The 21,713-nt window shown below is 56.3% G+C and carries 23 protein-coding genes and 1 pseudogene; 17 read left to right on the top strand and 7 right to left on the bottom strand.

Translation table 11 applies throughout. The features are described 5' to 3' along the window. A pseudogene (locus ACR0KG_RS20240) lies at nt 1–445 on the bottom strand (DnaA N-terminal domain-containing protein); the annotation flags it as partial. Nucleotides 446–818: 373 nt separating this feature from the next. Here ACR0KG_RS20240 and ACR0KG_RS20235 point away from each other — a divergent pair. Beyond that, nucleotides 819–2,129 carry an AAA family ATPase gene (locus tag ACR0KG_RS20235; RefSeq protein ID WP_170702626.1) on the top strand — a complete coding sequence of 437 codons (1,311 nt, stop codon included), beginning with the start codon at nt 819–821 and terminating at the stop codon, nt 2,127–2,129. Continuing rightward, nucleotides 2,126–3,178, top strand: coding sequence for a ParB N-terminal domain-containing protein (locus tag ACR0KG_RS20230; protein ID WP_170702625.1), 1,053 nt, complete (start codon nt 2,126–2,128; stop codon nt 3,176–3,178). Before ACR0KG_RS20235 ends, ACR0KG_RS20230 begins: the two co-directional genes overlap by 4 nt. Nucleotides 3,179–3,262: 84 nt before the next feature. On the opposite strand, the gene ACR0KG_RS20225 is transcribed toward ACR0KG_RS20230, so the two are convergent. After that, the gene (locus ACR0KG_RS20225) at nt 3,263–4,318 is read right to left on the bottom strand and encodes a tyrosine-type recombinase/integrase (RefSeq protein WP_170702624.1); all 1,056 of its coding nucleotides are present in this window, start codon (nt 4,316–4,318) and stop codon (nt 3,263–3,265) included. A gap of 230 nt (nt 4,319–4,548) precedes the next feature. On the opposite strand from ACR0KG_RS20225, the gene ACR0KG_RS20220 reads away from it, so the two are divergent. Continuing rightward, complete coding sequence (locus tag ACR0KG_RS20220; protein WP_050605729.1) at nt 4,549–5,214, top strand: hypothetical protein; 666 nt, start codon at nt 4,549–4,551, stop codon at nt 5,212–5,214. Between the two features lie 4 nt (nt 5,215–5,218). Here ACR0KG_RS20220 and ACR0KG_RS20215 read toward each other — a convergent pair whose 3' ends face one another. Next, a complete protein-coding gene (locus tag ACR0KG_RS20215) occupies nt 5,219–6,328 on the bottom strand; it encodes a transporter (protein ID WP_170417865.1) in 1,110 nt (369 codons plus the stop codon). Between the two features lie 236 nt (nt 6,329–6,564). On the opposite strand from ACR0KG_RS20215, the gene ACR0KG_RS20210 reads away from it, so the two are divergent. From ACR0KG_RS20210 to ACR0KG_RS20190, 5 genes are all read left to right on the top strand, one after another. Beyond that, nucleotides 6,565–8,559 (top strand): heme lyase CcmF/NrfE family subunit, encoded by a 1,995-nt coding sequence (locus tag ACR0KG_RS20210; protein ID WP_170417870.1) that lies wholly within the window; start codon nt 6,565–6,567, stop codon nt 8,557–8,559. A 4-nt stretch (nt 8,560–8,563) separates the two neighbouring features. Continuing rightward, on the top strand, nt 8,564–9,133 hold the full coding sequence (locus ACR0KG_RS20205; RefSeq protein ID WP_170417873.1) for a DsbE family thiol:disulfide interchange protein: 570 nt from the start codon (nt 8,564–8,566) through the stop codon (nt 9,131–9,133). Next, complete coding sequence (locus ACR0KG_RS20200; protein WP_170417876.1) at nt 9,130–9,618, top strand: cytochrome c-type biogenesis protein; 489 nt, start codon at nt 9,130–9,132, stop codon at nt 9,616–9,618. The genes ACR0KG_RS20205 and ACR0KG_RS20200 overlap by 4 nt, the downstream gene beginning before the upstream one ends. Further along, entirely contained in the window at nt 9,615–10,763 is a 1,149-nt protein-coding gene (gene ccmI, locus ACR0KG_RS20195; RefSeq protein ID WP_170417878.1) for a c-type cytochrome biogenesis protein CcmI, read from the top strand. Before ACR0KG_RS20200 ends, ccmI begins: the two co-directional genes overlap by 4 nt. A gap of 114 nt (nt 10,764–10,877) precedes the next feature. After that, entirely contained in the window at nt 10,878–11,336 is a 459-nt protein-coding gene (locus ACR0KG_RS20190) for an ATPase (RefSeq protein ID WP_170417881.1), read from the top strand. 9 nt (nt 11,337–11,345) lie between these two features. Here the strand turns inward: ACR0KG_RS20190 and ACR0KG_RS20185 are convergent, their stop codons facing one another. The 3 genes from ACR0KG_RS20185 to ACR0KG_RS20175 form a co-directional block, all read right to left on the bottom strand. Further along, nucleotides 11,346–13,472, bottom strand: a complete 2,127-nt coding sequence (locus ACR0KG_RS20185; RefSeq protein ID WP_253285959.1) for a protein-disulfide reductase DsbD family protein — start codon at nt 13,470–13,472, stop codon at nt 11,346–11,348. 87 nt (nt 13,473–13,559) lie between these two features. Further along, nucleotides 13,560–13,733, bottom strand: a complete 174-nt coding sequence (locus tag ACR0KG_RS20180; protein WP_170417885.1) for a hypothetical protein — start codon at nt 13,731–13,733, stop codon at nt 13,560–13,562. Nucleotides 13,734–13,772: 39 nt separating this feature from the next. Beyond that, a complete protein-coding gene (locus tag ACR0KG_RS20175) occupies nt 13,773–14,084 on the bottom strand; it encodes a DUF2933 domain-containing protein (RefSeq protein WP_255612174.1) in 312 nt (103 codons plus the stop codon). A 374-nt stretch (nt 14,085–14,458) separates the two neighbouring features. Here ACR0KG_RS20175 and ACR0KG_RS20170 point away from each other — a divergent pair, with 374 nt between their 5' ends. The 9 genes from ACR0KG_RS20170 to ACR0KG_RS20130 all read left to right on the top strand — a co-directional run bounded on the left by ACR0KG_RS20170 (nt 14,459) and on the right by ACR0KG_RS20130 (nt 21,342). After that, nucleotides 14,459–15,112: a L,D-transpeptidase gene (locus ACR0KG_RS20170; RefSeq protein WP_050605720.1), complete on the top strand. Its 654-nt coding sequence runs from the start codon at nt 14,459–14,461 to the stop codon at nt 15,110–15,112. 634 nt (nt 15,113–15,746) lie between these two features. Further along, nucleotides 15,747–16,337 (top strand): L,D-transpeptidase, encoded by a 591-nt coding sequence (locus ACR0KG_RS20165; RefSeq protein WP_170417888.1) that lies wholly within the window; start codon nt 15,747–15,749, stop codon nt 16,335–16,337. A 67-nt stretch (nt 16,338–16,404) separates the two neighbouring features. Further along, nucleotides 16,405–16,854, top strand: coding sequence for a c-type cytochrome (locus ACR0KG_RS20160; RefSeq protein ID WP_170417891.1), 450 nt, complete (start codon nt 16,405–16,407; stop codon nt 16,852–16,854). A 183-nt stretch (nt 16,855–17,037) separates the two neighbouring features. Beyond that, nucleotides 17,038–17,190 carry a hypothetical protein gene (locus tag ACR0KG_RS20155; protein ID WP_170746572.1) on the top strand — a complete coding sequence of 51 codons (153 nt, stop codon included), beginning with the start codon at nt 17,038–17,040 and terminating at the stop codon, nt 17,188–17,190. 60 nt (nt 17,191–17,250) lie between these two features. Then, nucleotides 17,251–17,820, top strand: a complete 570-nt coding sequence (locus ACR0KG_RS20150) for a c-type cytochrome (protein ID WP_170417895.1) — start codon at nt 17,251–17,253, stop codon at nt 17,818–17,820. 9 nt (nt 17,821–17,829) lie between these two features. Then, a complete protein-coding gene (locus ACR0KG_RS20145) occupies nt 17,830–18,729 on the top strand; it encodes a c-type cytochrome (RefSeq protein WP_170417899.1) in 900 nt (299 codons plus the stop codon). Between the two features lie 39 nt (nt 18,730–18,768). After that, on the top strand, nt 18,769–20,139 hold the full coding sequence (locus ACR0KG_RS20140) for a multicopper oxidase family protein (RefSeq protein WP_170417903.1): 1,371 nt from the start codon (nt 18,769–18,771) through the stop codon (nt 20,137–20,139). After that, nucleotides 20,139–20,612 (top strand): c-type cytochrome, encoded by a 474-nt coding sequence (locus tag ACR0KG_RS20135; protein WP_170418019.1) that lies wholly within the window; start codon nt 20,139–20,141, stop codon nt 20,610–20,612. Before ACR0KG_RS20140 ends, ACR0KG_RS20135 begins: the two co-directional genes overlap by 1 nt. A 1-nt stretch (nt 20,613) precedes the next feature. Further along, nucleotides 20,614–21,342, top strand: a complete 729-nt coding sequence (locus tag ACR0KG_RS20130; RefSeq protein WP_414478956.1) for a DsbA family protein — start codon at nt 20,614–20,616, stop codon at nt 21,340–21,342. A 37-nt stretch (nt 21,343–21,379) separates the two neighbouring features. Here ACR0KG_RS20130 and ACR0KG_RS20125 read toward each other — a convergent pair whose 3' ends face one another. Further along, complete coding sequence (locus ACR0KG_RS20125) at nt 21,380–21,577, bottom strand: heavy-metal-associated domain-containing protein (protein ID WP_170417905.1); 198 nt, start codon at nt 21,575–21,577, stop codon at nt 21,380–21,382. Nucleotides 21,578–21,713: the final 136 nt, after the last annotated feature.

The raw sequence follows: 21,713 nt of genomic DNA, 5'->3' as shown, positions 1-21,713 counted from the left end.
CTTCTGGTTTTTCTTGGCCAAATTGTACATGAACAACCTTTTCGGTCGGTTTTGGAGTTTGTGTCTCCATGCGCGATACAAAATCAGAACCAACATTTCGCCAAACCGGTTCGCTCAGACGGTAAATTTCCGTGTAGTTGAGTCGGTACGCTGCGACGCGGCCTCTAACCCCAGGCCTAAGCTGGAGAAGTATACTTGAATCCGTCAATCGCTTAATTTCTCTCTTGACGGTTCGTTCGTCCACAGACCAGAGGCGGGCCATTTCTTTTTGTCCGACCGTCAGCTCATCAGTGCGCCAGTTGTATCGGGCCGTTATCAACGCAATGAGCCGCATCATCGAACATTGAAAACCGGGTGTGCCATTCAATCCCGCAACAGAGATTGCAGTCAAAAGATCGTACTTCTGAGAACCGGCCTGAAATCCTGTAAATCGTTTTATTTCCATTTTGATACTGCCACTGTGCCTCGAGCGGATCGGTTTCGCTGACCGATTCCATCAATTGGGTTCAGTGTGATGAAATCCCGTAGTTTGTCAACGGGCTTTGAAAAACAGGATGACCGCCTCTTTCTTCAAAATCAAAAGAAAATTCGGTTAATAGGTTATAGGTGACACTATGCTGTCACCATATTGGGGGTCGAGTGTCACCATATATCTGGTAATTGGTCGCTGCCTGTCACCAAAACATAGCTTCGCTTTCGAAATACCTCCCGTTTTTACCGAGTCGGAGGCGAAAAAGCGGAAATTCCATTCTTTACGTTTTGCAGTTTTCCAAAATCGCGTTATTAGAAGACATCCGTGATATAACAAGAGCAGCACCATGCGTGACCACACCGACCTTCAAGCTATGAACGAACGAAGCCTGGCCCAACAGGCTGCCGTCCGCCGCGCTACTTTCTCGCCCGCTGACGAGAAAGTGCTTCGACCATTCTCGATCTGGGAAATTAGCCAGTTCATGTTTGATGTCCCGGCGGACACCTTGAGAAAGAAGTTGGCCGAAGATCCGTCTCTTCCGCAAGGGGCGACTGAAGATGATGGGCGGCAAAGATGGTTTTCTCTGGCTGAGATAAATGAGTTGAGACGGCGCCTGAGATTTAGAGGTAAAAGCCTTCTGCCTCAAAGGCCGGCAGGCCGGGCTATGAGAGTAGCGGTTTCGAACTTTAAGGGTGGTGTCGGCAAAACTGTCGTTGCCCAGCACTTGGCGAATGCGGCCGCGCTTGATGGTTACCGTGTTCTGGTGGTGGATTTCGACCCCCAGGCGACACTCACGCATTCGATGGGTCTGGCTGAAGTTAGAGAGTGGAATACTGTCTGGGGCATTATGTGCCGCGATCTCTGCCGTGAGGCGAACCGGATCGCGGACGAATATGATGATCCCGCAGATTGCCCCTACCCTACTGCCGACGAATTGCCTGAAGATGTTCAGTCGATTGGCGCGCAACGTGTACAAGACTTCATTCAAAGAACTTCTTGGTCGACGATCGACATCATCCCGAGCTGTGCGAACGCGGCCTTCGTTGAATTTGCGTCCGCTCAGTACAGGTCCATTCATAAGGCATGGAGTTTTTTTGGATGCGTAGCAAGATATCTCGATGAGTTGCCTGACGACCAATATGATTTGATTGTTTTCGATTGCCCGCCGGCAATTGGATACCAGTCTTTGAATGCGGCCTTTGCTGCTGACATCCTCTATATTCCGTCTGGTCCTGGTTATTGGGAGTATGACAGCACAACGAGTTATCTTGGTCAGCTTGGCGATGCCTTGGAAGACATAACCAGCGGGTTCGAACGTATTGCACAGGATGCTGGTATCACGCTTCCTAAAAGGTTCGATGACATACGTGTTCTCATGACTCGCTTCGAGGCTAGCAACTCTTTGCACGTCGCGATGATGGATGCTTTCAAAAATGTCTTCGGCGCCGATGTCTGTCAAAATCCCATCGAAATGACACGTGCGGTCGAGCAATCTGGTAGGTTCCAGATGTCTGTTTACGAGCAGGACTACAGACAGATGACTCGGGACACATGGAAACGGGCGCGTCAGTCATTTGATAATGCATACAGCGAATTTAGGGATGTCGTCCTAAGGGCTTGGGAGGCACGTACTAAAATTGAGGAGCGGGTAGAATGAGCGGGAATAAATTTGGCTTCACTCCAATTGATGAAGATGACCTCAAGAAAACACGCCGCCGCGAAGTGGGGCCGATGGGGGCTGCGGTTCGCGAGACAGCAAACAGCCTAAATGAAAGCACTGAGAACCGTGTCGAACAGCGACGGCAAAATGCCTCCGATGCTAAGGAGTATCGTAAAGCTCGTGATGAGGGGCGAGTCTTGGTTGCGGTTGGCATCAATGAAATTCATACGACAGATCTGCCACGAGATCGCTTGGATCTTTCGGCTGTCGCAAGTTCCGACGAGATGGATGAACTCAAGGCTTCAATTCAGGAACGCGGCCAGAAGGAGCCCATAGAGCTTTATAAGGATTCAGATGGACGCTTCCAACTCAAAAAAGGTTGGAGACGAGTAACTGCTCTTAAGCAGCTTTATGAAGAGACCGGTGATGAACGCTTTTCCAGTGTTACGGCGCGAGTTGCCAAATCCCAGAGTGATCGCATCGACCTCTATATTGACATGGTTGAAGAGAACGTTGTTCGGGAAGACTTGACGTTTGCTGAGATGGCGCAAGTGGCAATTCTTGCTTCTAAAGATTCAGAGTTGGGGGCAGGGGATGCAGAAGCTTTGGTCGGAAGGCTGTACTCATCCCTGCACAAGATGAAACGCTCCTATATTCGTAGCTTTGTTTACCTGCTCAGTGAACTTGAGGGTGCGTTGCCGTTTCCAAAGAGTGTTTCCAGAAACCTTGGCGTTGAGGTTGCGCGGAAACTTCGAGCGTCATCGGCTTCAGCTGCTGCATTAAGAGATGTGTTAGTGCGCGCATCCACAGCCGGTGAGCAAAACGAAATACTTGATGCTTTCGTGGCAAGTTCTGATGCTGAACCAGCTAGCGGCAAGCGGCGTGAGAAGGTTGAGAGCGTGAAGTATGAGTTCCACGTGGGCGCTTCAAAAATCACTGCGCGCAAGGGAGAGTGCAGGATATTGTCTGGTCAGGACTTTAGTTCGATTGACCGGTCAAAGCTCCAGAGAGCGGTTGAGGCTTTCGAAGCTGTTTTGAACGAGTAGTAACCCGCGGGTTACCCATGCTCAGATTTCTTAATTTTAATGGCGGTAACCCACGGGTTACCGCTTTCTTCGTTTAGCACCAGCTTACCCCAACAGGTCTGCGGCCGGGTTTTCGGCGATATCGACGTCATCGTAGTATTTCTGCGCCTGTGCCATGGAGCGGTGTAGGGACAGGCGCATGGCGGCCTGGATCGGGGCACCGTCCAGTGCGGCCTGGGTCAGAAAACCCGAGCGCAGCCCGTGGGGCGAGGCGAAGCCTTCGGGCAGCCTCGCCAGTTTCAACCGGTGCCGAACAATCTGGTAGATCGCATCCGGGCTGAGGCGGCGCTTGAGCACCCGGTCAGCCTTGGAGATGGGTCGGAAGAGCGGCCCATCCCTGATCTGGCCCACCTCGATCCAATGCACCAGCGCCTGTGCCGCGCGGGTCTTGAGCACCAGCCGCGGGGTTTCCCTCTTTTGGGTGGTCTTGGTTTCCAGCAGCGAGATCCACACCAGACCCTTGGCCTCGAACTCTTTCAAGGACACATCTTCCCGCATCAATCCGGTGATCTCGGACCTTCGCCGCCCGCCCGAAGCCCAACCCAGCATCAGGATCGCCCGGTCGCGGCAATCGCGCCGCGACCCCCGGCAGGTGGTCAGCAACTGCTCGAGAACATCGCGGGTAATCGGGTGCTGCGATTTTGGGGCAGGGGGCCGGGCTGTAGCCCGGCGCGCCTTGGCACGGGCCTGCTTCACCTGCGGCGCACCGAAAGGACTGGTCAGGTTCTTCATTCGATGAAAGGCAAGCCAGGAGGCGATGCGCCGGTCCAGCGTCGAAGGGGCAGGACAGGCGAGGGACTTCCGCAGCCCCTGAGTAATCAGCGCTTCTGCGGTTTCGCGCGCCACATCCGTTTCTGGTGCGTCATTCAGATCGCGAGCGTGATCGAGAATGAAGGTGAGAGCGGTGGCCTCAGATTCCGGCCAGTCCAGCGTCGCTGCGAACCGCGCGGACTTCCAGGCGGTGATATAGAGCAGGTCGCGCTCATAAGCGCGCAGCGTATTGGCTGGCGTGCCGCGCACATAAAGATCGGTGAGCGCCTCCTGATCTTCTGCGGAGAGGGCTGGGGAGGGGCTGGGGAGGTAAGGCGCAAGGGGCTTCATGAGGCACATTCTGCGCGCATTTTCCGGCGAAATCAATCAGTCATGATAAGGGATACTTATCGAGTGTAACTTGAAACTGATAGCGCAACAAAAGTAACGAGCAAAAGTAACAGATTTTGCGCGTAAAGTAGGTAGAGGGCTTGCGGAATAATAAAATCGGAGGTTCTGTCGCAGGTCTGTAAACCAATTGGCATCGACATTGCGCTGGAACCGTTGGCAAACTAAATGAAATGAACAGATATTTTGCCACTGAATTGCCTTTCTGGAAGTTTGCCAGAAACACGCTGATCGTCAGTTGCCTTGCGTTGTTTCCGCTGTTGGCCATCTTCGTTTTGCGCACGCCGGGCTTTGCGACGCACCTCCTGAACAGTGGTCCCGCGTTTGTTCGGTTTTTGCGTCAGGTGGTGACGAATGGGTTGCCGGTCGTTTTCCTTTTAAATTATCTCAGCTTTTTTCTTTTCGCCGTTGGGGTAAGGGCGCGGGGCAGGGGGGCCATCCCGGCCCGGTATCTGCTAATTGACCTGCTGCTACGGGCCGTCCTGTTCATCGCGCTGCACGCGCTGATCTACGCGCTTTCGGCAGACTGGTTCGGGTCTTTCGGCGGTGATCCCGTAGTGGCGTTGCGGGTAGTCGGTCCGACGCTGGTACGCTCCGCCTACTTCGAGAACATCTCAGGCGTTTACCTGTACGCCACGCTGGTCGGAGCGCTGCCGCTATACCTATCCGTCGTTCAGAGCCAGATCGCCCACGGTACTGGATTTGCAGCCCAACTGGCACGTCGCGTACCTGGGCGCGGCGGACCTGTGACATTGGCCCTGCTACTGATGGCGGTGTCAGTGGTCGTTCTGACCACCGCGGCGGCGCTGATTGTCCGTTTACAGTCGGTTTGGGGCTGAAGGGTCAGAACGCCCTGCGTATCGCGAAGGAGACTGCGTAATCGCGTTCAAGCTGGGGCCCATCCAGATCTTGATACACAGGGATCACGCCCTCGATACCCAGGCGCGTGCCCGCCAAAACGCCCGACCCCGGCACAAGGTAATTCACTCCGATTCCGATACTCAGAAACTGGCCGCCGCGCAGGGTCGGATCAGCGGTGGGCACCATGCCTGGGTTCAGGCGCGCATCCGACCCGTCAATGTTTTCCACGATGTCGCCGACCACCCGCAACGAGGAGCTGAACTGGTCATTCCAGCGCCGTGCACCCCAAACTGTTGCTGAATAGACGTCACCCAAGGTGTAACCGGCATCATTCTCACCCATCCGGATCACGGCGGCCAGCTGGGCGCCCCAAGACCAATCCGCGTTCTGGCCCGTATAGGTGACGCCCGGCAGCAGGTCGTAGGTGCCTGAACCCAGTTGCATGGGGTAGGGCAGCAGCTGGTCCGGCCCAGCTGGCGTGGTGTCGGTCTCGTCTATCGAGCCAGTCGGCAGACTGAGGCCAAGAGATAGTTCCAGCACCTGCCCGTCGGATTTGTAGATATCATATCCGCCGATGATCTTCAGATCGCCAAACCCCTGTGCCCTGGTCTTAAAGGTCTGGCCCATGCGGGTCTGGTGCTTCATCGTCTTGCGGGTATAGGGCAGCATCGCCATCACCGAGATCTCGTCGGTCACACCGTACATCAGGCCGACCATCGCCATGTTCATGCTCATGCTGAGCGGCGCGATCGGATACTGCGACAGAACGTTCGAGGTAGACAGCGACTGCGTTCCGGTACGATTTCCGTCCATCTCCATGTTCATGTAAGAGAACACAGGCATCAAAACACCCTCGGGTGGATGCATACCGCCAACGACACCCGTTGGCGGCACCGCGTCGGGGCGCATCATCCTGGACATGCTTCCCATACCTGACATGTTGCTGGAGGCTTGCGGGTTCATCGCCACGTTGTCAGCCGGACGGGTTTCCGGTTGGGCCATGGCAGTTGACCCAAGGCTCAGCCCCCCAGCCAGTATTACAGCCTGGAGGCGTTGCCAGACGCACGTAATCTTGCTGTTGCTCCGTGTCATGATGCCCTCGTGTTCGTTTGTTTCCTGAGTCCCTGCCCTGAAAACAAAGTGTTCGGTACGTCCATCGGTGAAGTCGAAATGGTGGGGGTCTCCAGCGCTGGAAGGTCAAGGCCGCCGGCCAGATTTGCGCTCGTCAAGCATGCATCAGCCGAAGGGGGTGCGGCAATAATGCGCTTGACCCTCCAGCGCTGGATTGTCGGACAAGGCCGCAAAACCGGAAATCCGGAGGGATTGGAATGATACCGGAAATCGGGCAGTTCGCCCTGGCGCTTGCCCTGGCCGTGTCCTTGGTGCAAAGCGTATTTCCCTTGATTGGAGCAGCACGGAACAATGTCATGTGGATGCGATCGGCATCTGCGACCTCGGTCCTACTGACAGCGCTGGTTGCTATCGCCTTCGCCGCTCTGATGTGGTCCTTCGTGGTCAGCGATTTCACTGTGCTAAATGTGGCCAGCAATTCTCATTCGCTGAAACCGATGCTTTTCAAGGTGGCTGCGACCTGGGGTAGCCACGAAGGGTCGCTGCTGTTGTGGATTCTGATATTGGTGATTTTCGGGCTGGGTGTGTCTCTGTTGGCTCGGAACATCCCACTGAAACTCAAGGCGCGCACTCTGGCAGTGCAGGCCTGGATCAGCGCGGGGTTCCTGTCATTCATGCTGTTCACCTCGAACCCGTTTGACCGGGTGTTTCCGGCACCGCTGGATGGTCAGGATTTAAATCCGCTGTTGCAGGATGTCGGCCTGGCTATGCACCCGCCGTTCCTATACCTGGGTTACGTCGGCTTCTCTATCGTATTTTCTTTCGCCGTGGCTGCCCTGATTGAGGGGCGGGTCGATCCGGCATGGGCGCGGTGGGTCCGACCCTGGACATTGGCGGCCTGGGTGTTTCTGACACTTGGTATCGTTCTGGGCAGCTGGTGGGCCTATTACGAACTGGGTTGGGGCGGCTGGTGGTTCTGGGATCCGGTCGAGAATGTCTCGTTTATGCCCTGGCTTGCTGGCACAGCGCTGTTCCATTCGGCCATTGTGACCGAAAAGCGCGGCAGCTTCAAAAGTTGGACGATCCTACTGGCCGTTTTGACCTTCTCGTTGTCCTTGTTGGGGACATTCATTGTCCGCTCAGGCTTGCTTACATCGGTCCATGCGTTTTCGGTCGATCCCGAACGCGGCATTTACATCTTGGCGCTGTTGGCTGTCGCGATCGGTGGTTCATTGACGCTGTTTGCCATACGCGCACCGGAGATGGAGGGCGGCGGTCTTTTTGCCCCGATCAGCCGCGAGGCCGGTTTGCTTATTAACAACCTGCTGCTGGCCACCGCAACGGCGACGGTTCTATTCGGTACGCTTTATCCGCTTTTGCTTGAGGCTGTGACAGGTGAAAAGATTTCGGTTGGACCACCTTATTACAACGCCAGTTTCGTGCCGATCATGCTGGTTCTAGTCGTTGTAATGGGGATTGGGCCGCTGTTGTCATGGAAGCGGGCGGATTTGCGCGGTGTTCTGTCCCGGCTCAAATGGGTGGCCGGGGTTAGCCTGCTCGTAGCGTTGCTTGTGTGGTATCTGGATACCGGCGGCCCAGCCTTGGCGGTAGTGTCGATCGGCCTTGCGGTTTGGTTGCTGGGCGCTGTGCTGACAGAGTGGGCCAGCCGAATTAAGCTGGGTGAGGCACCGTTGGCCGAGTCCCTGCGTCGGGCCCGCAGCCTACCGCGTTCTCATTACGGCATGGTCGTGGCCCATGCGGGGTTGGCTGTCTGTATGATCGGCTTTATCGGGTCCAGCGCTTGGAAATCCGAGGTCGTGACTTTTGCCGAGCCCGGAACACAGATTGAGATAGCAGGGTTCGACGTGCGTTTTGACGGTGTGGAACAGCTTCGCGGTCCGAACTATCTGTCTCGCGCGGCCACACTGACGGTATTTCGCGATGGCGCTTATGTCACCACGCTTCAACCCGAGCGCAGGGCCTATCTCGTGGCGGGTACCAGTACGACCGAGTCAGCAATTCGAACGACGTTGGCAGGGGACCTTTACGCCTCAATATCGGAACCGGCGGCGGAATCAGAACAGAGCAAATGGACCCTGCGTATCTTGTATGAGCCATTGGTGGTCTGGATCTGGATAGGTTCAGGATTGTTAGCATTTGGTGGTGTCTTGTCACTCTCCGATCGGCGTCTACGCGTCGGTGCACCACGAAAACGGACTGGGCAGAGCTCCGTTGCGGTGGCGGCGGAGTAGGGCAATGAAACGTCTATTTGCACTGTTCCCAATTACGATTGCCGGCATCCTGGGTGCCTTCCTGCTATGGGGACTGAATCCCGATCGCGATCCAAACGAAATCCCGTCTGTTTTGATCTCGCAGCCGGTGCCTGAGTTCGACTTGCCGCCGGTCGAAGGGCTGGATACCCACGGGCTGTCCAGTACCGATCTGGTGGAAAATGACGGGTCAGCTCCGATCGTGGTCAACGTGTTTGCGTCCTGGTGCGTGCCCTGCCGGGCCGAACATGCGGTGCTGACGCGTATGGTACGCGATGAGGGCATTCGCCTGATGGGCATTAACTACAAAGACAAGCCGCAGGACGCGCGGAAATGGCTCGACGATCTGGGCAACCCTTATGAGCGCATCGGTTCCGACCTGGACGGCCGAGCCGGGATCGAATGGGGGATTTCCGGCGTGCCGGAGACCTTTGTGATTGATGGCGCGGGCAAGGTCGTATTCCGTTTTGTCGGCCCGGTGCTGGGCGACGAGGCAATTTCAAAGATGCGCACCGCGCTGGATCAGGCGCGGGCGGCCGGAGGAGAGGCGTCATGATACGTCGCATTGTAATTACCGCGGTCACTCTGGCGATGCTGGTGTCGCAGCCGGCATTCGCGGTTGAGCCCGACGAGATACTTGCAGATCCGGTATTGGAAGAGCGGGCCCGGGCGATTTCGAAACAGGTGCGATGCGTGGTGTGCCAGAACCAAGACATCGACAGTTCTAACGCTGGCGTGGCGCGCGACCTTCGTCTGCTTGTGCGCGAACGGCTGGTGGCAGGCGACACGGACCAGCAGGTTATGGACTTTCTGGTTGCGCGTTATGGCGACTATGTTCTGTTCAACCCGCCATGGAAGCCATCAACTTACATTCTGTGGGTTGCGCCTATCGTCATCCTGGGGCTGGGTGGTATCGCGACTGCAGCGGTATTGACCCAAAATGCGCGCCGATATCGGAAGTCGCGAAAACAAGAGACGGAACGCGGCGCGAGCGAAGAACGGAATCCCGAAAACCATTCACTCACGGAGCCGCACGCATGATCTGGATTATCTTTTCATTCATGGCCGTGGCGGTGTTTCTGACGCTCGCCCTCTCCGGCCTGGGGCGCAAGACCTCGGACTTGTCGAGACGCGAAAGCGCCTCTGCCATCTTTTCCGACCAGATCGGCGAAGTGGAGAAGGACCTGGAACGAGGAATTATCTCAGCCGAAGAGGCCAAGGCCGCCAGAGCCGAGATAGAACGTCGCCTGAAGGCGATTGACCGGCAATCGGACGACAAAGCGATAATGGGCCATTCCGGGCGTGCGCTGATTTTACTTGCCGCGCTGGTAGTTCCAGCGCTCGGAGCCGGTCTTTATTGGCAACTGGGTAGTCCCTACATCCCCAGCCAGCCATTTGCCCAACGCGAGGGGGAGCAGGCCGAAGCCCGTGAAATCGCCGACCTTGCCGTGCGCCTGAAGTCGCGGCTTGAGGCGGATGAAACCGGCGGGCCAACCGAGGGATGGGTGTTGTTGGCTCAGACCTATATGCGTATGGGACGCTTTGGAGATGCCGCAGACGCGTTCGAGGGGTTGCTGGACCGACCCAATGCGAATTCAGCGCTGGTGTCGCAATATGGCGAGGCGTTGGTCTATGCCGATGACGGTGTCGTTACGCCCAAGGCCGATCGGGCGTTTGAACGAGCCTTGGAACTGGACCCATCGAACCCAGCAGCGACATTCTACAAAGCCATTGGTCTGGAGCAGGCTGGATCGCCTGATAAGGCCTATGACCTACTGAAGACGCGGATGGACGCCGAAGAGGAGTTCCGGCCATGGATGGAGAGTTTTGTGGCCCAGCTTAACCGCATCGCCCCGTCGATCGGACGGGCTCCGGTGAATCTGGCGGCTTTTGCCCCTTCCATGCCCGGCCCAACTGCCGATCAGGTGGCGGCGGCCGAGGAGATGTCAGACGAAGACCGGCAGGCCTTCATCCGCTCGATGGTCGAACGGCTTGCGAGCCGGATGCAGGAAAACCCAGGCGATCTGGACGGCTGGATGCGGCTGGGCAACGCCTATTCGGTGCTGGGCGAGACCGACGGCGCCCGGAACGCCTATGGCAGGGCAAGGGATCTGGCGGATGACCTGCCGCAGGGGGATCCGCGCAAGGTGGCAATCGACCGGGCATTGCTGGAACTGGGGGGTTGATTCCCGCAGCCCGGCGTGGATCGGGCCGGCGCCGACTTCGCGCTGATGCCCAGTGAGCCATCTGGAAAATTCCGGTTTAGGCTATCGCATGCCGATCTTTAGGAGGTTGAGACCATGAAAGTTGAAACGTTTTCTGATCTAATTGTCTGGACGCGGGAAATGCATCATTGGCTCGCCGAATGTTTGGCCCACTGTTCGACACAGTCAGAGCAGGAGCTGGCCAGGATGTTGCTTACCTACCTCGCCGATCATGAGGCTGCTCTGGAGAAAATCGTCGATGGTTTCGTGAAACGAGCCGATCCCAAAGCGCTCAACACCTGGGTATATGACTATTTGGGCAATGAGCCGATCGACCCACATCGCGCCTGCGACAGGCCGTTCGCACAGATGAGCGTCGATGAGATCTGCGAAGCGGTCTTCGATCTTCACAATCAGGTGATCGACTTATATCGGTATTTGCACGGGCGTGCCGAGATACCCGAGGCACGCGAACTCTTTCAGGCGATACTGGATATGGAAGAGCACGAGACCATGCGTTTAGCGCAGCAGAGCAACCGCGTCCGGGATATGTGAACTCCGGGGTCAGGATCCGCTTTCCACGGCTCCGCCCGCAATCGGCGCGGCCTGTTCCATCGCGTCGAGAATGGCGTTCGTGGTCAAGATCTCTGGCAGGGCGATGCCTTCGGGGGCCGACGGGCCGTAGACGATGTTGAAGGGGATCCCGAACCGTCCATTGTCCTCAAGGAAACGGGCGATCACATCGTCGGGGCGGGTCCAGTCGGCCTGCATCGGAATTGCTTTGTCCGATTGCAGTGTTGCCAGAACCTCGCCGCGTTCCAGCACCAGCGCTTTGTTGGCCTTGCAGGTCAGACACCAGTCGGCTGTGACATCGACGAAAACCACCTCGCCGCGCGACACAAGGCGGGCGATTTCGGGGCGGCTGAAGGTAATCCAAGGGATCTCTCCGGCTGGTTCAAGCAGCCTGGACCGGTCTTTGCCGGCAATCGCAACCGGTGCGGCAAACGCTGCGGTCAGCGTCAGCAACAGGGCTGTCCAGCGCAAAACGGGTGGCATCATCGTACTTTTCCAGATCAACAGGACCAGAACAGTTGCAGCCAGCACGGTAGCAGTTGCAGCAGTGTCTCCGGCCACCCCGACCATCACCCAGACCAACCAGCCGATCGTGGTCAGCAGTGCCGCCGACAGGGCCCATTTTAATCCCACCATCCAACGCCCCGGTTTAGGCAGAGCGGCGGTAAGTTTCGGGTGCACTGCAACCAGCAGGTAAGGAATGGCCAGCCCGACCCCCATTGCGGTGAAGATCGCCACGATATCCACCGGTCGGCCGGTCAGGGCAAAGGCCACCGCCGTGCCGAGGAAGGGGGCCGAGCAGGGCGTCGCCAGAACTGCTGAGAAGGCTCCGGTCAGGAAATCCCCGACCAGCGACACGCGGCCCTTTTCGACATGGGCAAGCCGGGTGTTCAGCGACTGCGGCAGCGTGATCTCGAACAAGCCCGCGAGGCTGGTTGCAAAAACCGCCAGCACCACGATCATCACCGCAAGGAAAAGCGGATTCTGGAACTGGATGCCCCAGCCGACGGAATAGCCCAGCGACCGCGCCGCAATGGTGATAGCCGCCAACAGCCACATGAATGTCAGGATTCCGGCTGCCGAAGCCAGGAACCCGGCGCGAATCTGAGCCGCAGAGCGGTCGCGAGCCTTTACCGCCGAGGAAAGCTTGATCGAAAGCACTGGCAGTACGCAGGGCATGACATTCAGAATCAACCCGCCGCCCACCGCCAGCAAAATGATCCAGACCAGCGCGCTGGCTGAAGTTTCGGCGGCCGCGATCTCATATGGTGGCGGGGTAGGGGGAGCGTCGGTACGGGGCGAAAACTCGGCCACGCGGTTGGTGTCGGTAACCGTGACGGACAAGGCGGGGGGGTCCTGTGCCAGAGCGAGGACCGGGAACTGCACCCATAGCTGACGCCTGTCGCCAGCGAGCCGGATGTCGGGTGCACCAAACGCGGTGTCACGTCCCATGTCGGGAAAGACATCAGGCGCATCAAAGGGCAGGTCGCTGGTGAAATTCAGCGTCAGCATCTCGGACTCGGTATCCAGGGTCGCGGCGTCGGACTTCATTCCGCTTGTGTTTCCCGTGGTTGGCACCCGCGACAGAAAGGCATTTATAAGCCGGGCCGAGTCCTGATCCCGACCCGTTCCCTGAGTCAGCGACAAGTCCAGCGAAAACTCGACCGGCACACAGATATCGGAACAGATCAGCGTTGTCACAGCGGCCTTCAAGTCAACTGGCGCTCCGGGGTTCTCGAGTGTGACGGTCAGCGGAAAGACCACTTCGTCCTTGTACCCGAAATTCTCGATCCCGAAGGCGCGAAAACGGATCGGCGCGGGCCAGTGAAACTGTACGTCGCTGACGTTTTGCGAGCCGTTCCAAGTGATCTTGGGCGGAATTCCCACCTCACCAGGCGACTTCCAGTAGGTTTTCCAATCTTCGCCCAGTTTCAGATGCAGTCCTGCAGTGATCGTCTTGACGTCAGGCGCGATCCCGTCCTGCGCGGTAATTATGTGTGCGACCAGGGGCTCTGATTCATACGCTTGGGATGTAGCTGCAAGGCTTGTCCCGGCGGAAGTCTGGCCAAAGATTAACCCCAAGATCATAATACATAAATTTAGGAGTGTTCTTGCCATTGCGCGTTGCCATCGGTTGTTTTGCACCCGTCTCTGCCAGATTCCAGCGCTGGAGGGTCAACGAGCCGGAATGTCACATCCCCACGATCAGCTCACGAAACCTTCGCGCCCGTCTTCGCAGATGAAATAGGCCCCGCCATCCGCGCCCTCCCATTGAACCCGGCAACCTTGGGGCAGGGCGTATTCAGGCTGCGGCGGTTGCAGCGGGCATAGTTTAGGGCGTGGTGCGCAAGCCGCCAGCGAAAGAGCGGCCAGCGACATGGCGGCCAACCTTGAGCACCAAAGCTTCATGATTGAAGATTATTGCCGGTGTACTGGGTTCGGTCCGACCGCGGCGTCTGTTGCCTTTGGTCTTTCCGATTCAGATTTGTTCGAATGACAGGATTTTTCCATCGCCTTGTGCATAAAGAAATGGGCTCCGAGGCACAGGATCAACGGTGCGAAAAGACCCAAGGAGTCAGAAAGCCCACCAACCGTCCCGCCGGCGATCAAGTAGAGAGCGATCGGCGTTATCATGGCAATGCAACATACCATCATGCCCCATTTCATTATCTTGCCGCCGCTAACCGGTACTGACGCCTGCGGCGCGTTTGCAGTCTGTTTTTCTTTCACATTCAACTCCAAAATTTGGATTGGAGACCTCTGCTAACGCCTTCCCACGATGGAAGGTCAAGCTGTTTTGGCGCGAAGCGAATTTGACGCTGTCAAACCAGTCCAGCATTTGCTTGGGCCTTACTTGGTGCATAGACACGGCCGGAACAGGGAAGTTTTTAGGGGTATGAACAGCAGGCATTGTCGTCCCGACGCCTGGTGAAGTTTCAGGTTAAACACGAAGCTGCCTAGGTCACTTTAAGCCTTGAAAACTCGCGGGTGGGTCGAAGCGATATCGAACGAATAATTGAATGGACAAATCTTCCCCCGTCGCGGATTGTCTAATCCCCTGGGTACTAACTCCAGACACCAACCAGCCAATAGGAGCGCTATCAATGCTGACCAGACGACATTTTGTTGCAGCCTCGCTCGCCATTTTCTCTCAGCCGGTTTTTGGAGTGACGTCGGCGGCGGCCTCGCAATGGTCGGAGTGGGATGCGCAAGTAACTCCAGCCAATTTTGATCCCGCAACATCCAATCCCTGGGGTTTACACCCACGTTTCCTGCCTCAGCGTGTGCAAACCAATCGACCACTTACTCCGGGTGACATTCATGTCGACGCGGTGGCACGATATCTGTATTTCATCGAAGACGGTGGCACAGCAATGCGTTACGGCGTAGCCATTGCCCGAGGCAATCTTTACGAGCCCGGAGTCTACACGATCAAGCGAAAGGCCAAATGGCCGCGTTGGACTCCTACAGCCGAAATGATTGAGCGCGACCCTGATGAATATGCGCAATTCGCAGATGGTGTGCCCGGTGGGCCGACAAACCCATTGGGATCAAGGGCGTTTTATCTGTTCGAAGGTGGTCGCGACACATACCTGCGAATTCACGGAACGCCTTATCCAAGATCTATCGGAGGTCGCGCAAGTTCTGGCTGCGTAAGGATGGCGATGCCACATATCATCGGGCTTTATGATCGTGTCAGGCCAGGGTCCACGGCTCATCTCTACCCTCCCGAGCGGCTTCTGACCGCGACCAGCTGACAGGCGCTTGTCAGGCGCGCGTACAGATTGGGCGCCCTTCAATAGTCCTAAGTGGTAGGTAGGTTGTTTCAACTGGCCCAACATAGCGATACCAATAGCAACCGTCCTCAGGCATGATTTTCACTGCGTTCAGGTCCTGGCCCGGAGCAGCAATCTGGGCTACGGCGTCAGGAACTTGGGAAAGCGTTCCGGGCTCGCTATCTGCAGATATTGACGTTGTTTCGGTACAAGCGCCGATGAACAAAAGTGCGGCCAGTGCTTGGAAAGCTTTCCTGAAGGACATGGTGTTTAGTCCACTGTGATTGTCATTTGTAGTGCCTGCTACCCTCGCATCGACGGGTGATCACATCAATTCACCAAGAACTAAGCAATTGTTAGCGTTGCTTTTTTGTGTTCGGTTGATTCAAGAAAGTCAGGTTTTGCTTAAAGCAGCCTGGAGTTACGTCCAAGAAAAATTGCTTTTCCACAATGACTTGATGATTTGGGTCCGCCTTCTAAGGAAATATCCCTGCGCCAACGGCAACGACAATTCAGACGAGACATCCCATATGAAATGTCATTTGCGTGTTGACCTTCCAGCGCAGGAACCGGGCATACGAGTTATTTGAGTCGGAAAAAAAGAATAAACTTTGGGATGGCAGGCATGAAACGGAGCAAAGAAGGAAAGGTTGTTACGCGACGTGGAGTGATTGCCGCGTTTGCTGCGACGACGCTTTTTCCAGCACCGGCCGTTTGGGCCCAATCAACGGCAACTGAGGGGACGCGCCGCAATGTTTCCTCATTCCGCGTTGCTAAATGGCAGGACCACTTTGATACGCTTAAGAATGGTGTGATCCTGTCCGATACACAGTCCAAGGTCCTGCAATATTGGTCGGAAGACGAAAGCGTCTACCGAATGTATCCAACCAGCGTACCGCTGACGGAAGACCTTACAAGGCTGGGCTACACCACAGTTACTCGCAAGGTCGAAGGGCCGTCTTGGCGACCGACACCAGCAATGAAAAAGCGCAACCCCGCTTGGCCCGATTATGTGGGCCCGGGTCCGGAGAATCCTCTGGGGACACATGCACTTTATTTGAGCTGGCAATACTACCGGATCCACGGCACCAACGACACGCGCAAGATCGGGAGAAGATCCTCCAACGGCTGCATTGGCTTGTACAACGAGCAGATTGCGGAATTGTTCGAACTGGCCACTGTGGGCACTCAGGTAAAACTGATCTGACCTTGGTCAGGCCGATTTTTTTTGCGCGCGTTGAACCTAAGAACTGACAATCATGTGAAGAACAGAGATGGATAAACTTACACTCTTGATCGGCGGAGTAGTGATCGCAGGCGCCGCCGCGTTCGTCTACAACTTAAATCAGCAACCAACAGGTCACTCGATGACGCCGCCCGATACGTCAGCACTGGAGCAAGGAGACCCAATCGAAAACGTCACTCTGCCGGACCAGCTAAGCGAATTTGCGGCCGTCGGCAAAGTGGCATTCGACGCCAAATGCTCGGCGTGCCATGGCGCGAATGCAACAGGTCTGGAAGGCCTTGCACCACCTTTGGTGCATAAAATCTATGAACCAAGCCACCATTCGGACGAGTCATTTTATGTGGCAGTCCAGAATGGAGTTCGGGCACACCATTGGAAGTTCGGCAATATGCCGCCGGTCGATGGCTTGACCCGTGCGGATGTGAAGGGCATCGTGGCGTATATCAGAGAGCTGCAGCAGGAAAACGGGATTTTCTGAAGGTGACGAGCCGAATGGGCAGTGCAATTCGTTACATCATACTGTCAATGGTGCTGACCATTGGCGGGCTGCTTGTGACGGCCGATTCTGCTCATGCACATGGCAGTGGTTCTCAGCACGTGATTGACCAAACGGACTCCGCGGACGTTGAGCATGTCAAGCAGGGTCATCCCGGACATTGTCATGGCGGAACGATTTGCAACGCTGTTGGTCTATTTTCGATGGGTCCACCACCGCCTGGCCCCCAAGATACTGAACAAAGATACTCGATCCCTCGAGCCCAATACCGGGTTCTCGGTATCGCGGCGTTTGACCCACCACCGCCGCGTGTCCTGATCTGACCAGTCGAATTGCGCTCAACCTGGGCGCGTCGAAGCAGACGACAAGGACAAAACAATGAACATTCTGAAAATGACCACAGGCGTTGCCCTGGTTTCTCTGTTTGCAGCCGCCGCCCTGGCGCATGGTGGCGCAACCGGCATCGTCAAAGAACGCATGGATGGTATGTCCGCGATGAAGGACAGCATGAAGATCCTTACGCCGATGATGCAGGGGAAAACGCCCTACAATGCGCAAACGGTACGAAGCGAGGCCAAGAAAATCGGGCGTCACGCTGGCGAGAGCATGACAAAGCTGTTTCCAGAGGGATCTGATGGCAAACCCTCGGAGGCCAAATCGGAGATCTGGCAGGATTGGGGTTCATTTGCAGAGTTAGCCAGGCAGTTGGAATCCTACTCTGAAGGCCTTGTGCTTGCGGCGGACAACGGGTTGATGATGTCCGGGTCGGGCCATGGTTCGGGCATGATGGGCGGCGCATCCATGATGGGTGGCGGTTCTATGATGGGTGCCGGAATGATGGGCGGCAGTCCAAACCAGGCACAACTTTCTGAAATGCCGGCAGATGGTGTGTTCATGATGCTGAGCCAGACATGCTCGGCGTGTCACACGCAATTTCGGTCGGAATAGGAATGCGTCATGAGACCGATATTCCGATTGGGCCTTGCTGCCGCCGTAGCGGCGTCAGCGGGACTTGTTGCTGTGATGGCTTGGCCGATTGGCCAGCCCTTACAAGCTCTCGACATTCAGGGTGACGTTAACCGCGGGGCGTATCTGGCAAGGGCAAGTGGTTGTATCGCTTGCCACACAGATTTTGCCAAAGGGGGCGCGGCCTTGGCCGGTGGGGTGGAGTTGGATACCCCGTTCGGCACGCTCTTTTCGCCGAACCTGACCACAGATCCCGATCACGGGATCGGTGATTGGACAATCGAGGAGTTCGCCCGCGCGGTGCGTCAAGGCGTATCACCCGGCGGACAACCCTATTACCCGGCCTTTCCTTATCCATTCTATGCCAATTTCACGGATCAGGACATCGCCGATCTCTGGGCCGCATGGCAAACAGTTCCACCGGTAGCGGAACCGTCAAAAGAACAGGAAATGGCGTTCCCCTTCAATCAGAGATGGGGCCTGAAGCTGTGGCGCGCGGCTTTTCTGGAACCACCCCGCACTGATCCCGTGCCGGGCAATGACGAAGTGTGGAACCGGGGCCGGCTACTGGTCGAAGGTGCCACACATTGTGCGGCCTGCCACACCGGGAGGAACCTGGCTGGCGCAAGAAATTCGGACACGGAACACTTCAAGGGAAGTGACTCTCTGCCGGGCGGTGACAAGGCACCGGCCATCGACTTTGAGACCCTGCAAAAGCGTGGTTGGACGGTAGATGATTTGGCCTACGCGTTGCGCACCGGCGTCATGCCTGATGGCGATGTCTTCGGCGGCGCCATGGGAGAGGTCGTAAACTATGGCACCAGCTTTCTGACAGACGAAGACCGGAAGGCAATGGCGACCTATCTGCTGGATGTGCACGACGGGGGGTAATCGAGTGAGAGATCAAATTTTCTTTGGAGGGAAGTCCTCATGAAGCTCAATCGCAGGCAATTCGTTGCAGGCACGTCGGCACTAATCGCAGTGCCGACTATCGGGAGGGCGGCTACCGCCCCCCGAATAATCGAGGCGCGTTCAGGATTGGCACGTGTTGCCCCCGACAGCTATCCTGAAACCGAGATATGGGGATATGATGGCGGTGTTCCGGGCCCCGAAATTCGTGCCCGGCAGGGCGAAACGGTTCGCCGGACACTCCTGAACTCACTGCCTCAGCCTACGGCAATCCATTGGCATGGACTGCGGGTTCCAAACAACATGGATGGGGTGCCGGGTCTTACACAGGAGGCTGTACCAACAAGCGGCGAGTTTCAGTATGACTTGCCTCTGAAGGATGCAGGAACCTTCTGGTACCACTCTCATAACCAGTCAACGGAACAAGTGGCCAGGGGCCTTTACGGCGCGTTCATCGTCGACGAAATGGACCCGCCGGACACGGATCATGACATTACGATCCTGCTGGATGACTGGAGGTTGGGTCAGGACGCCCAAATCGTCGATGATTTCGGCGCGATGCATGACTGGACGCATGCAGGCCGAATGGGAAACTACGTTCACGCACACATATCGCCCATGACAGAAGTTCTGACAAACCAGCGTTTGCGACTTCGAATGGTCAACGTGGCAACTGATCGGATCATGTATGTCTCAGTAGGTGGCGCAAACGGGAAACTGGTCGCTTATGATGGCATGCCTGTAAGGCAGCCAGAGGATTTTGAAACCCTTGTTTTTGGGCCTGCACAGCGAGCAGACTTAATTGTTGATGTCACAGCGGAATCGAACGAAGCCGTTCAAATAACTCTTCACGAACGCGATGAATCGTTTGTCATTGCTGAAATCCCGGTTTCGGGAAGCGGTGCATCCGCAAACCGCGGTGCAATAGAAGCCCTGCCACCCAACCCTGTTTCCTTTCTCGAAGATGTTTCTGACGCTTTGACAATCCCATTAGTGATGGAAGGCGGGGCGATGGGCGGACTGCGTCAAGGCACTTTTAACGGCCAGGTCATGAGCACCAATGAATTGGTTCAGGAAGGGCAGATCTGGACATTCAACGGTGTCGCCGGGTTACCTGAAAACCCCCTTGCTGCCGTTTCGCGTGGCGACATAGTCCGGATTCAGATGCAGAACGACACCGTCTTTCCGCACGCTATGCACTTGCACGGGACGCACTTTCAGGAAGTTCTGCCAAACGGCAACCTAGGGCCGCTGCGGGACACAATCCTGGTTGACCGGATAGAAAAGCGGGAGATTGCGTTCGTTGCGGATAACCCGGGGGATTGGCTGTTTCATTGCCATATGCTGTCGCATCAGGCCGCTGGTATGAAGACCTGGCTGAGCGTGGCATGATGAACAAGAGTTCGGCGAAATGGGTGTCACTGGCTGCTGTAGTGATCATTGTCGCGGTCGCTGGCTGGGGCCTGAGTGGGCGTGCGCAGAACAGTGCATCAGCGGATTCGGCACGTGGTGCAGTTTTGTACGCCGAAAACTGCGCGTCATGCCACGGGGCAAATTTGGAGGGTCAGCAGGATTGGCAAACACCTGATCCGGATGGCGTCTTGCGGGCGCCCCCGCATGACCGAACCGGGCATACCTGGCATCACGGCGACAAGCTGTTGTTCGACTATACAAAGTTTGGCGGGGACCAAACTTTGAAACAGATGGGTGTCGCTGACGTCAAAAGCGGCATGCCAGGCTTCGGGGACACTCTGTCGGATCAGGATATCTGGGACATCCTCGCCTTCATCAAGGAGAGTTGGCCGGATCGGGAACGCAAGCTGCAAGAGCAACGCACCGAAGCAGAACAAACGGAAGGAAACTGATGTGAAACGAATACTTGCAGGCTTAGTCGCTATCGCCATGTCGATTGGCATTCCTATGGCACGCGCCGACGAGCTGTCTGACTCCGATGTAAAACGGCTGGCTCTCGAAGCCATTTTGGAAAACCCTGAGATCATCATGCAGGCGATTCAATTGCTTCAACAGCGCGAGGATCAGGCAAAAGCCGAAGCAATTGGAAGCGTCTTGGAAAATCAGCGTGAATTGCTGGAACAGGATCCGAATGCGCCTGTAATCGGAAACCCGGAAGGCGATGTAACCGTGGTCGAGTTTTTCGACTATAACTGCCCATATTGCAAACGCGCTGCCCCGGTCGTGAAGAACGTAATCGCGGGCGATTCCGATGTGCGAATTGTTTATCGAGAATGGCCCATACTTGGAGAAGGTTCCGACTTCGCGGCACGCGCTGCGCTGGCCTCACGAAACCAGGGAAAATACGAAGAATTTCATTGGGCGCTTATGGCTCTGAACGGTCGTGCCACTGAGGCCAGTGTACTGAAAGTTGTTCGGGAACTTGGCCTGGACGAGGATCAATTGCGCGCAGATATGGAAGCGCCGGAAGTCGACGCGCATATTCAGATTTCCATGGAATTGGCCCGACAGCTTGGCTTCAGTGGCACTCCTTCGTTTGTGATTGGAGATGCGCTTGCCCCGGGTCTGATCACCGAAGATGAAATGACCCGGTTAATCGTGGCAGTCAGAGACGCAAGATAGAACCAAGGGGGCGACAGCATGTGCGCTCCTAAGTTTATCATGCGATCGTGGCTTCGTATCCCTCGGACTTCAGCGCTGCAAGGATATGATCAAGTGAATTGGTGCTTAAGACACGTACCCTGCGGTTTTCCATGTCAAAGTCCAACTGTGCGGAGGAATCCACCGTGGCAACGGCTTTTTCGATAGCTGACTTGCAGTGCCCGCAGCTCATATCCGGGATATTTAGGGTCGTCATGGATGTTTGCTCCTGTGTTCCGTCGTCCCGGCTAAAGTATTCCAGCACAGGAAGGTCAAGTCGTGATTATTGGATCGTCAAAATTAGTGGCAAAGAAAGTCAGCCCCATCCCTTGACCTTCCACTTGCTGGAACCC

The organism is Ruegeria sp. H4, assembly GCF_056533065.1.
Note: the sequence above shows the minus strand (reverse complement) of the source record. Positions and strands in the feature narration are given on the sequence as shown.

What these genes read in the sequence shown, in the direction of transcription:
- ACR0KG_RS20235 (WP_170702626.1), top strand. Translation starts at nt 819, where the DNA reads ATGCGTGACCACACCGACCTTCAAGCTATGAACGAACGAAGCCTGGCC.
- ACR0KG_RS20230 (WP_170702625.1), top strand. Translation starts at nt 2,126, where the DNA reads ATGAGCGGGAATAAATTTGGCTTCACTCCAATTGATGAAGATGACCTC.
- ACR0KG_RS20225 (WP_170702624.1), bottom strand. Translation starts at nt 4,318, where the DNA reads ATGAAGCCCCTTGCGCCTTACCTCCCCAGCCCCTCCCCAGCCCTCTCC.
- ACR0KG_RS20220 (WP_050605729.1), top strand. Translation starts at nt 4,549, where the DNA reads ATGAACAGATATTTTGCCACTGAATTGCCTTTCTGGAAGTTTGCCAGA.
- ACR0KG_RS20215 (WP_170417865.1), bottom strand. Translation starts at nt 6,328, where the DNA reads ATGACACGGAGCAACAGCAAGATTACGTGCGTCTGGCAACGCCTCCAG.
- ACR0KG_RS20210 (WP_170417870.1), top strand. Translation starts at nt 6,565, where the DNA reads ATGATACCGGAAATCGGGCAGTTCGCCCTGGCGCTTGCCCTGGCCGTG.
- ACR0KG_RS20205 (WP_170417873.1), top strand. Translation starts at nt 8,564, where the DNA reads ATGAAACGTCTATTTGCACTGTTCCCAATTACGATTGCCGGCATCCTG.
- ACR0KG_RS20200 (WP_170417876.1), top strand. Translation starts at nt 9,130, where the DNA reads ATGATACGTCGCATTGTAATTACCGCGGTCACTCTGGCGATGCTGGTG.
- ccmI (WP_170417878.1), top strand. Translation starts at nt 9,615, where the DNA reads ATGATCTGGATTATCTTTTCATTCATGGCCGTGGCGGTGTTTCTGACG.
- ACR0KG_RS20190 (WP_170417881.1), top strand. Translation starts at nt 10,878, where the DNA reads ATGAAAGTTGAAACGTTTTCTGATCTAATTGTCTGGACGCGGGAAATG.
- ACR0KG_RS20185 (WP_253285959.1), bottom strand. Translation starts at nt 13,472, where the DNA reads ATGGCAAGAACACTCCTAAATTTATGTATTATGATCTTGGGGTTAATC.
- ACR0KG_RS20180 (WP_170417885.1), bottom strand. Translation starts at nt 13,733, where the DNA reads ATGTCGCTGGCCGCTCTTTCGCTGGCGGCTTGCGCACCACGCCCTAAA.
- ACR0KG_RS20170 (WP_050605720.1), top strand. Translation starts at nt 14,459, where the DNA reads ATGCTGACCAGACGACATTTTGTTGCAGCCTCGCTCGCCATTTTCTCT.
- ACR0KG_RS20165 (WP_170417888.1), top strand. Translation starts at nt 15,747, where the DNA reads ATGGCAGGCATGAAACGGAGCAAAGAAGGAAAGGTTGTTACGCGACGT.
- ACR0KG_RS20160 (WP_170417891.1), top strand. Translation starts at nt 16,405, where the DNA reads ATGGATAAACTTACACTCTTGATCGGCGGAGTAGTGATCGCAGGCGCC.
- ACR0KG_RS20155 (WP_170746572.1), top strand. Translation starts at nt 17,038, where the DNA reads ATGGCGGAACGATTTGCAACGCTGTTGGTCTATTTTCGATGGGTCCAC.
- ACR0KG_RS20150 (WP_170417895.1), top strand. Translation starts at nt 17,251, where the DNA reads ATGAACATTCTGAAAATGACCACAGGCGTTGCCCTGGTTTCTCTGTTT.
- ACR0KG_RS20145 (WP_170417899.1), top strand. Translation starts at nt 17,830, where the DNA reads ATGAGACCGATATTCCGATTGGGCCTTGCTGCCGCCGTAGCGGCGTCA.
- ACR0KG_RS20140 (WP_170417903.1), top strand. Translation starts at nt 18,769, where the DNA reads ATGAAGCTCAATCGCAGGCAATTCGTTGCAGGCACGTCGGCACTAATC.
- ACR0KG_RS20135 (WP_170418019.1), top strand. Translation starts at nt 20,139, where the DNA reads ATGAACAAGAGTTCGGCGAAATGGGTGTCACTGGCTGCTGTAGTGATC.
- ACR0KG_RS20125 (WP_170417905.1), bottom strand. Translation starts at nt 21,577, where the DNA reads ATGACGACCCTAAATATCCCGGATATGAGCTGCGGGCACTGCAAGTCA.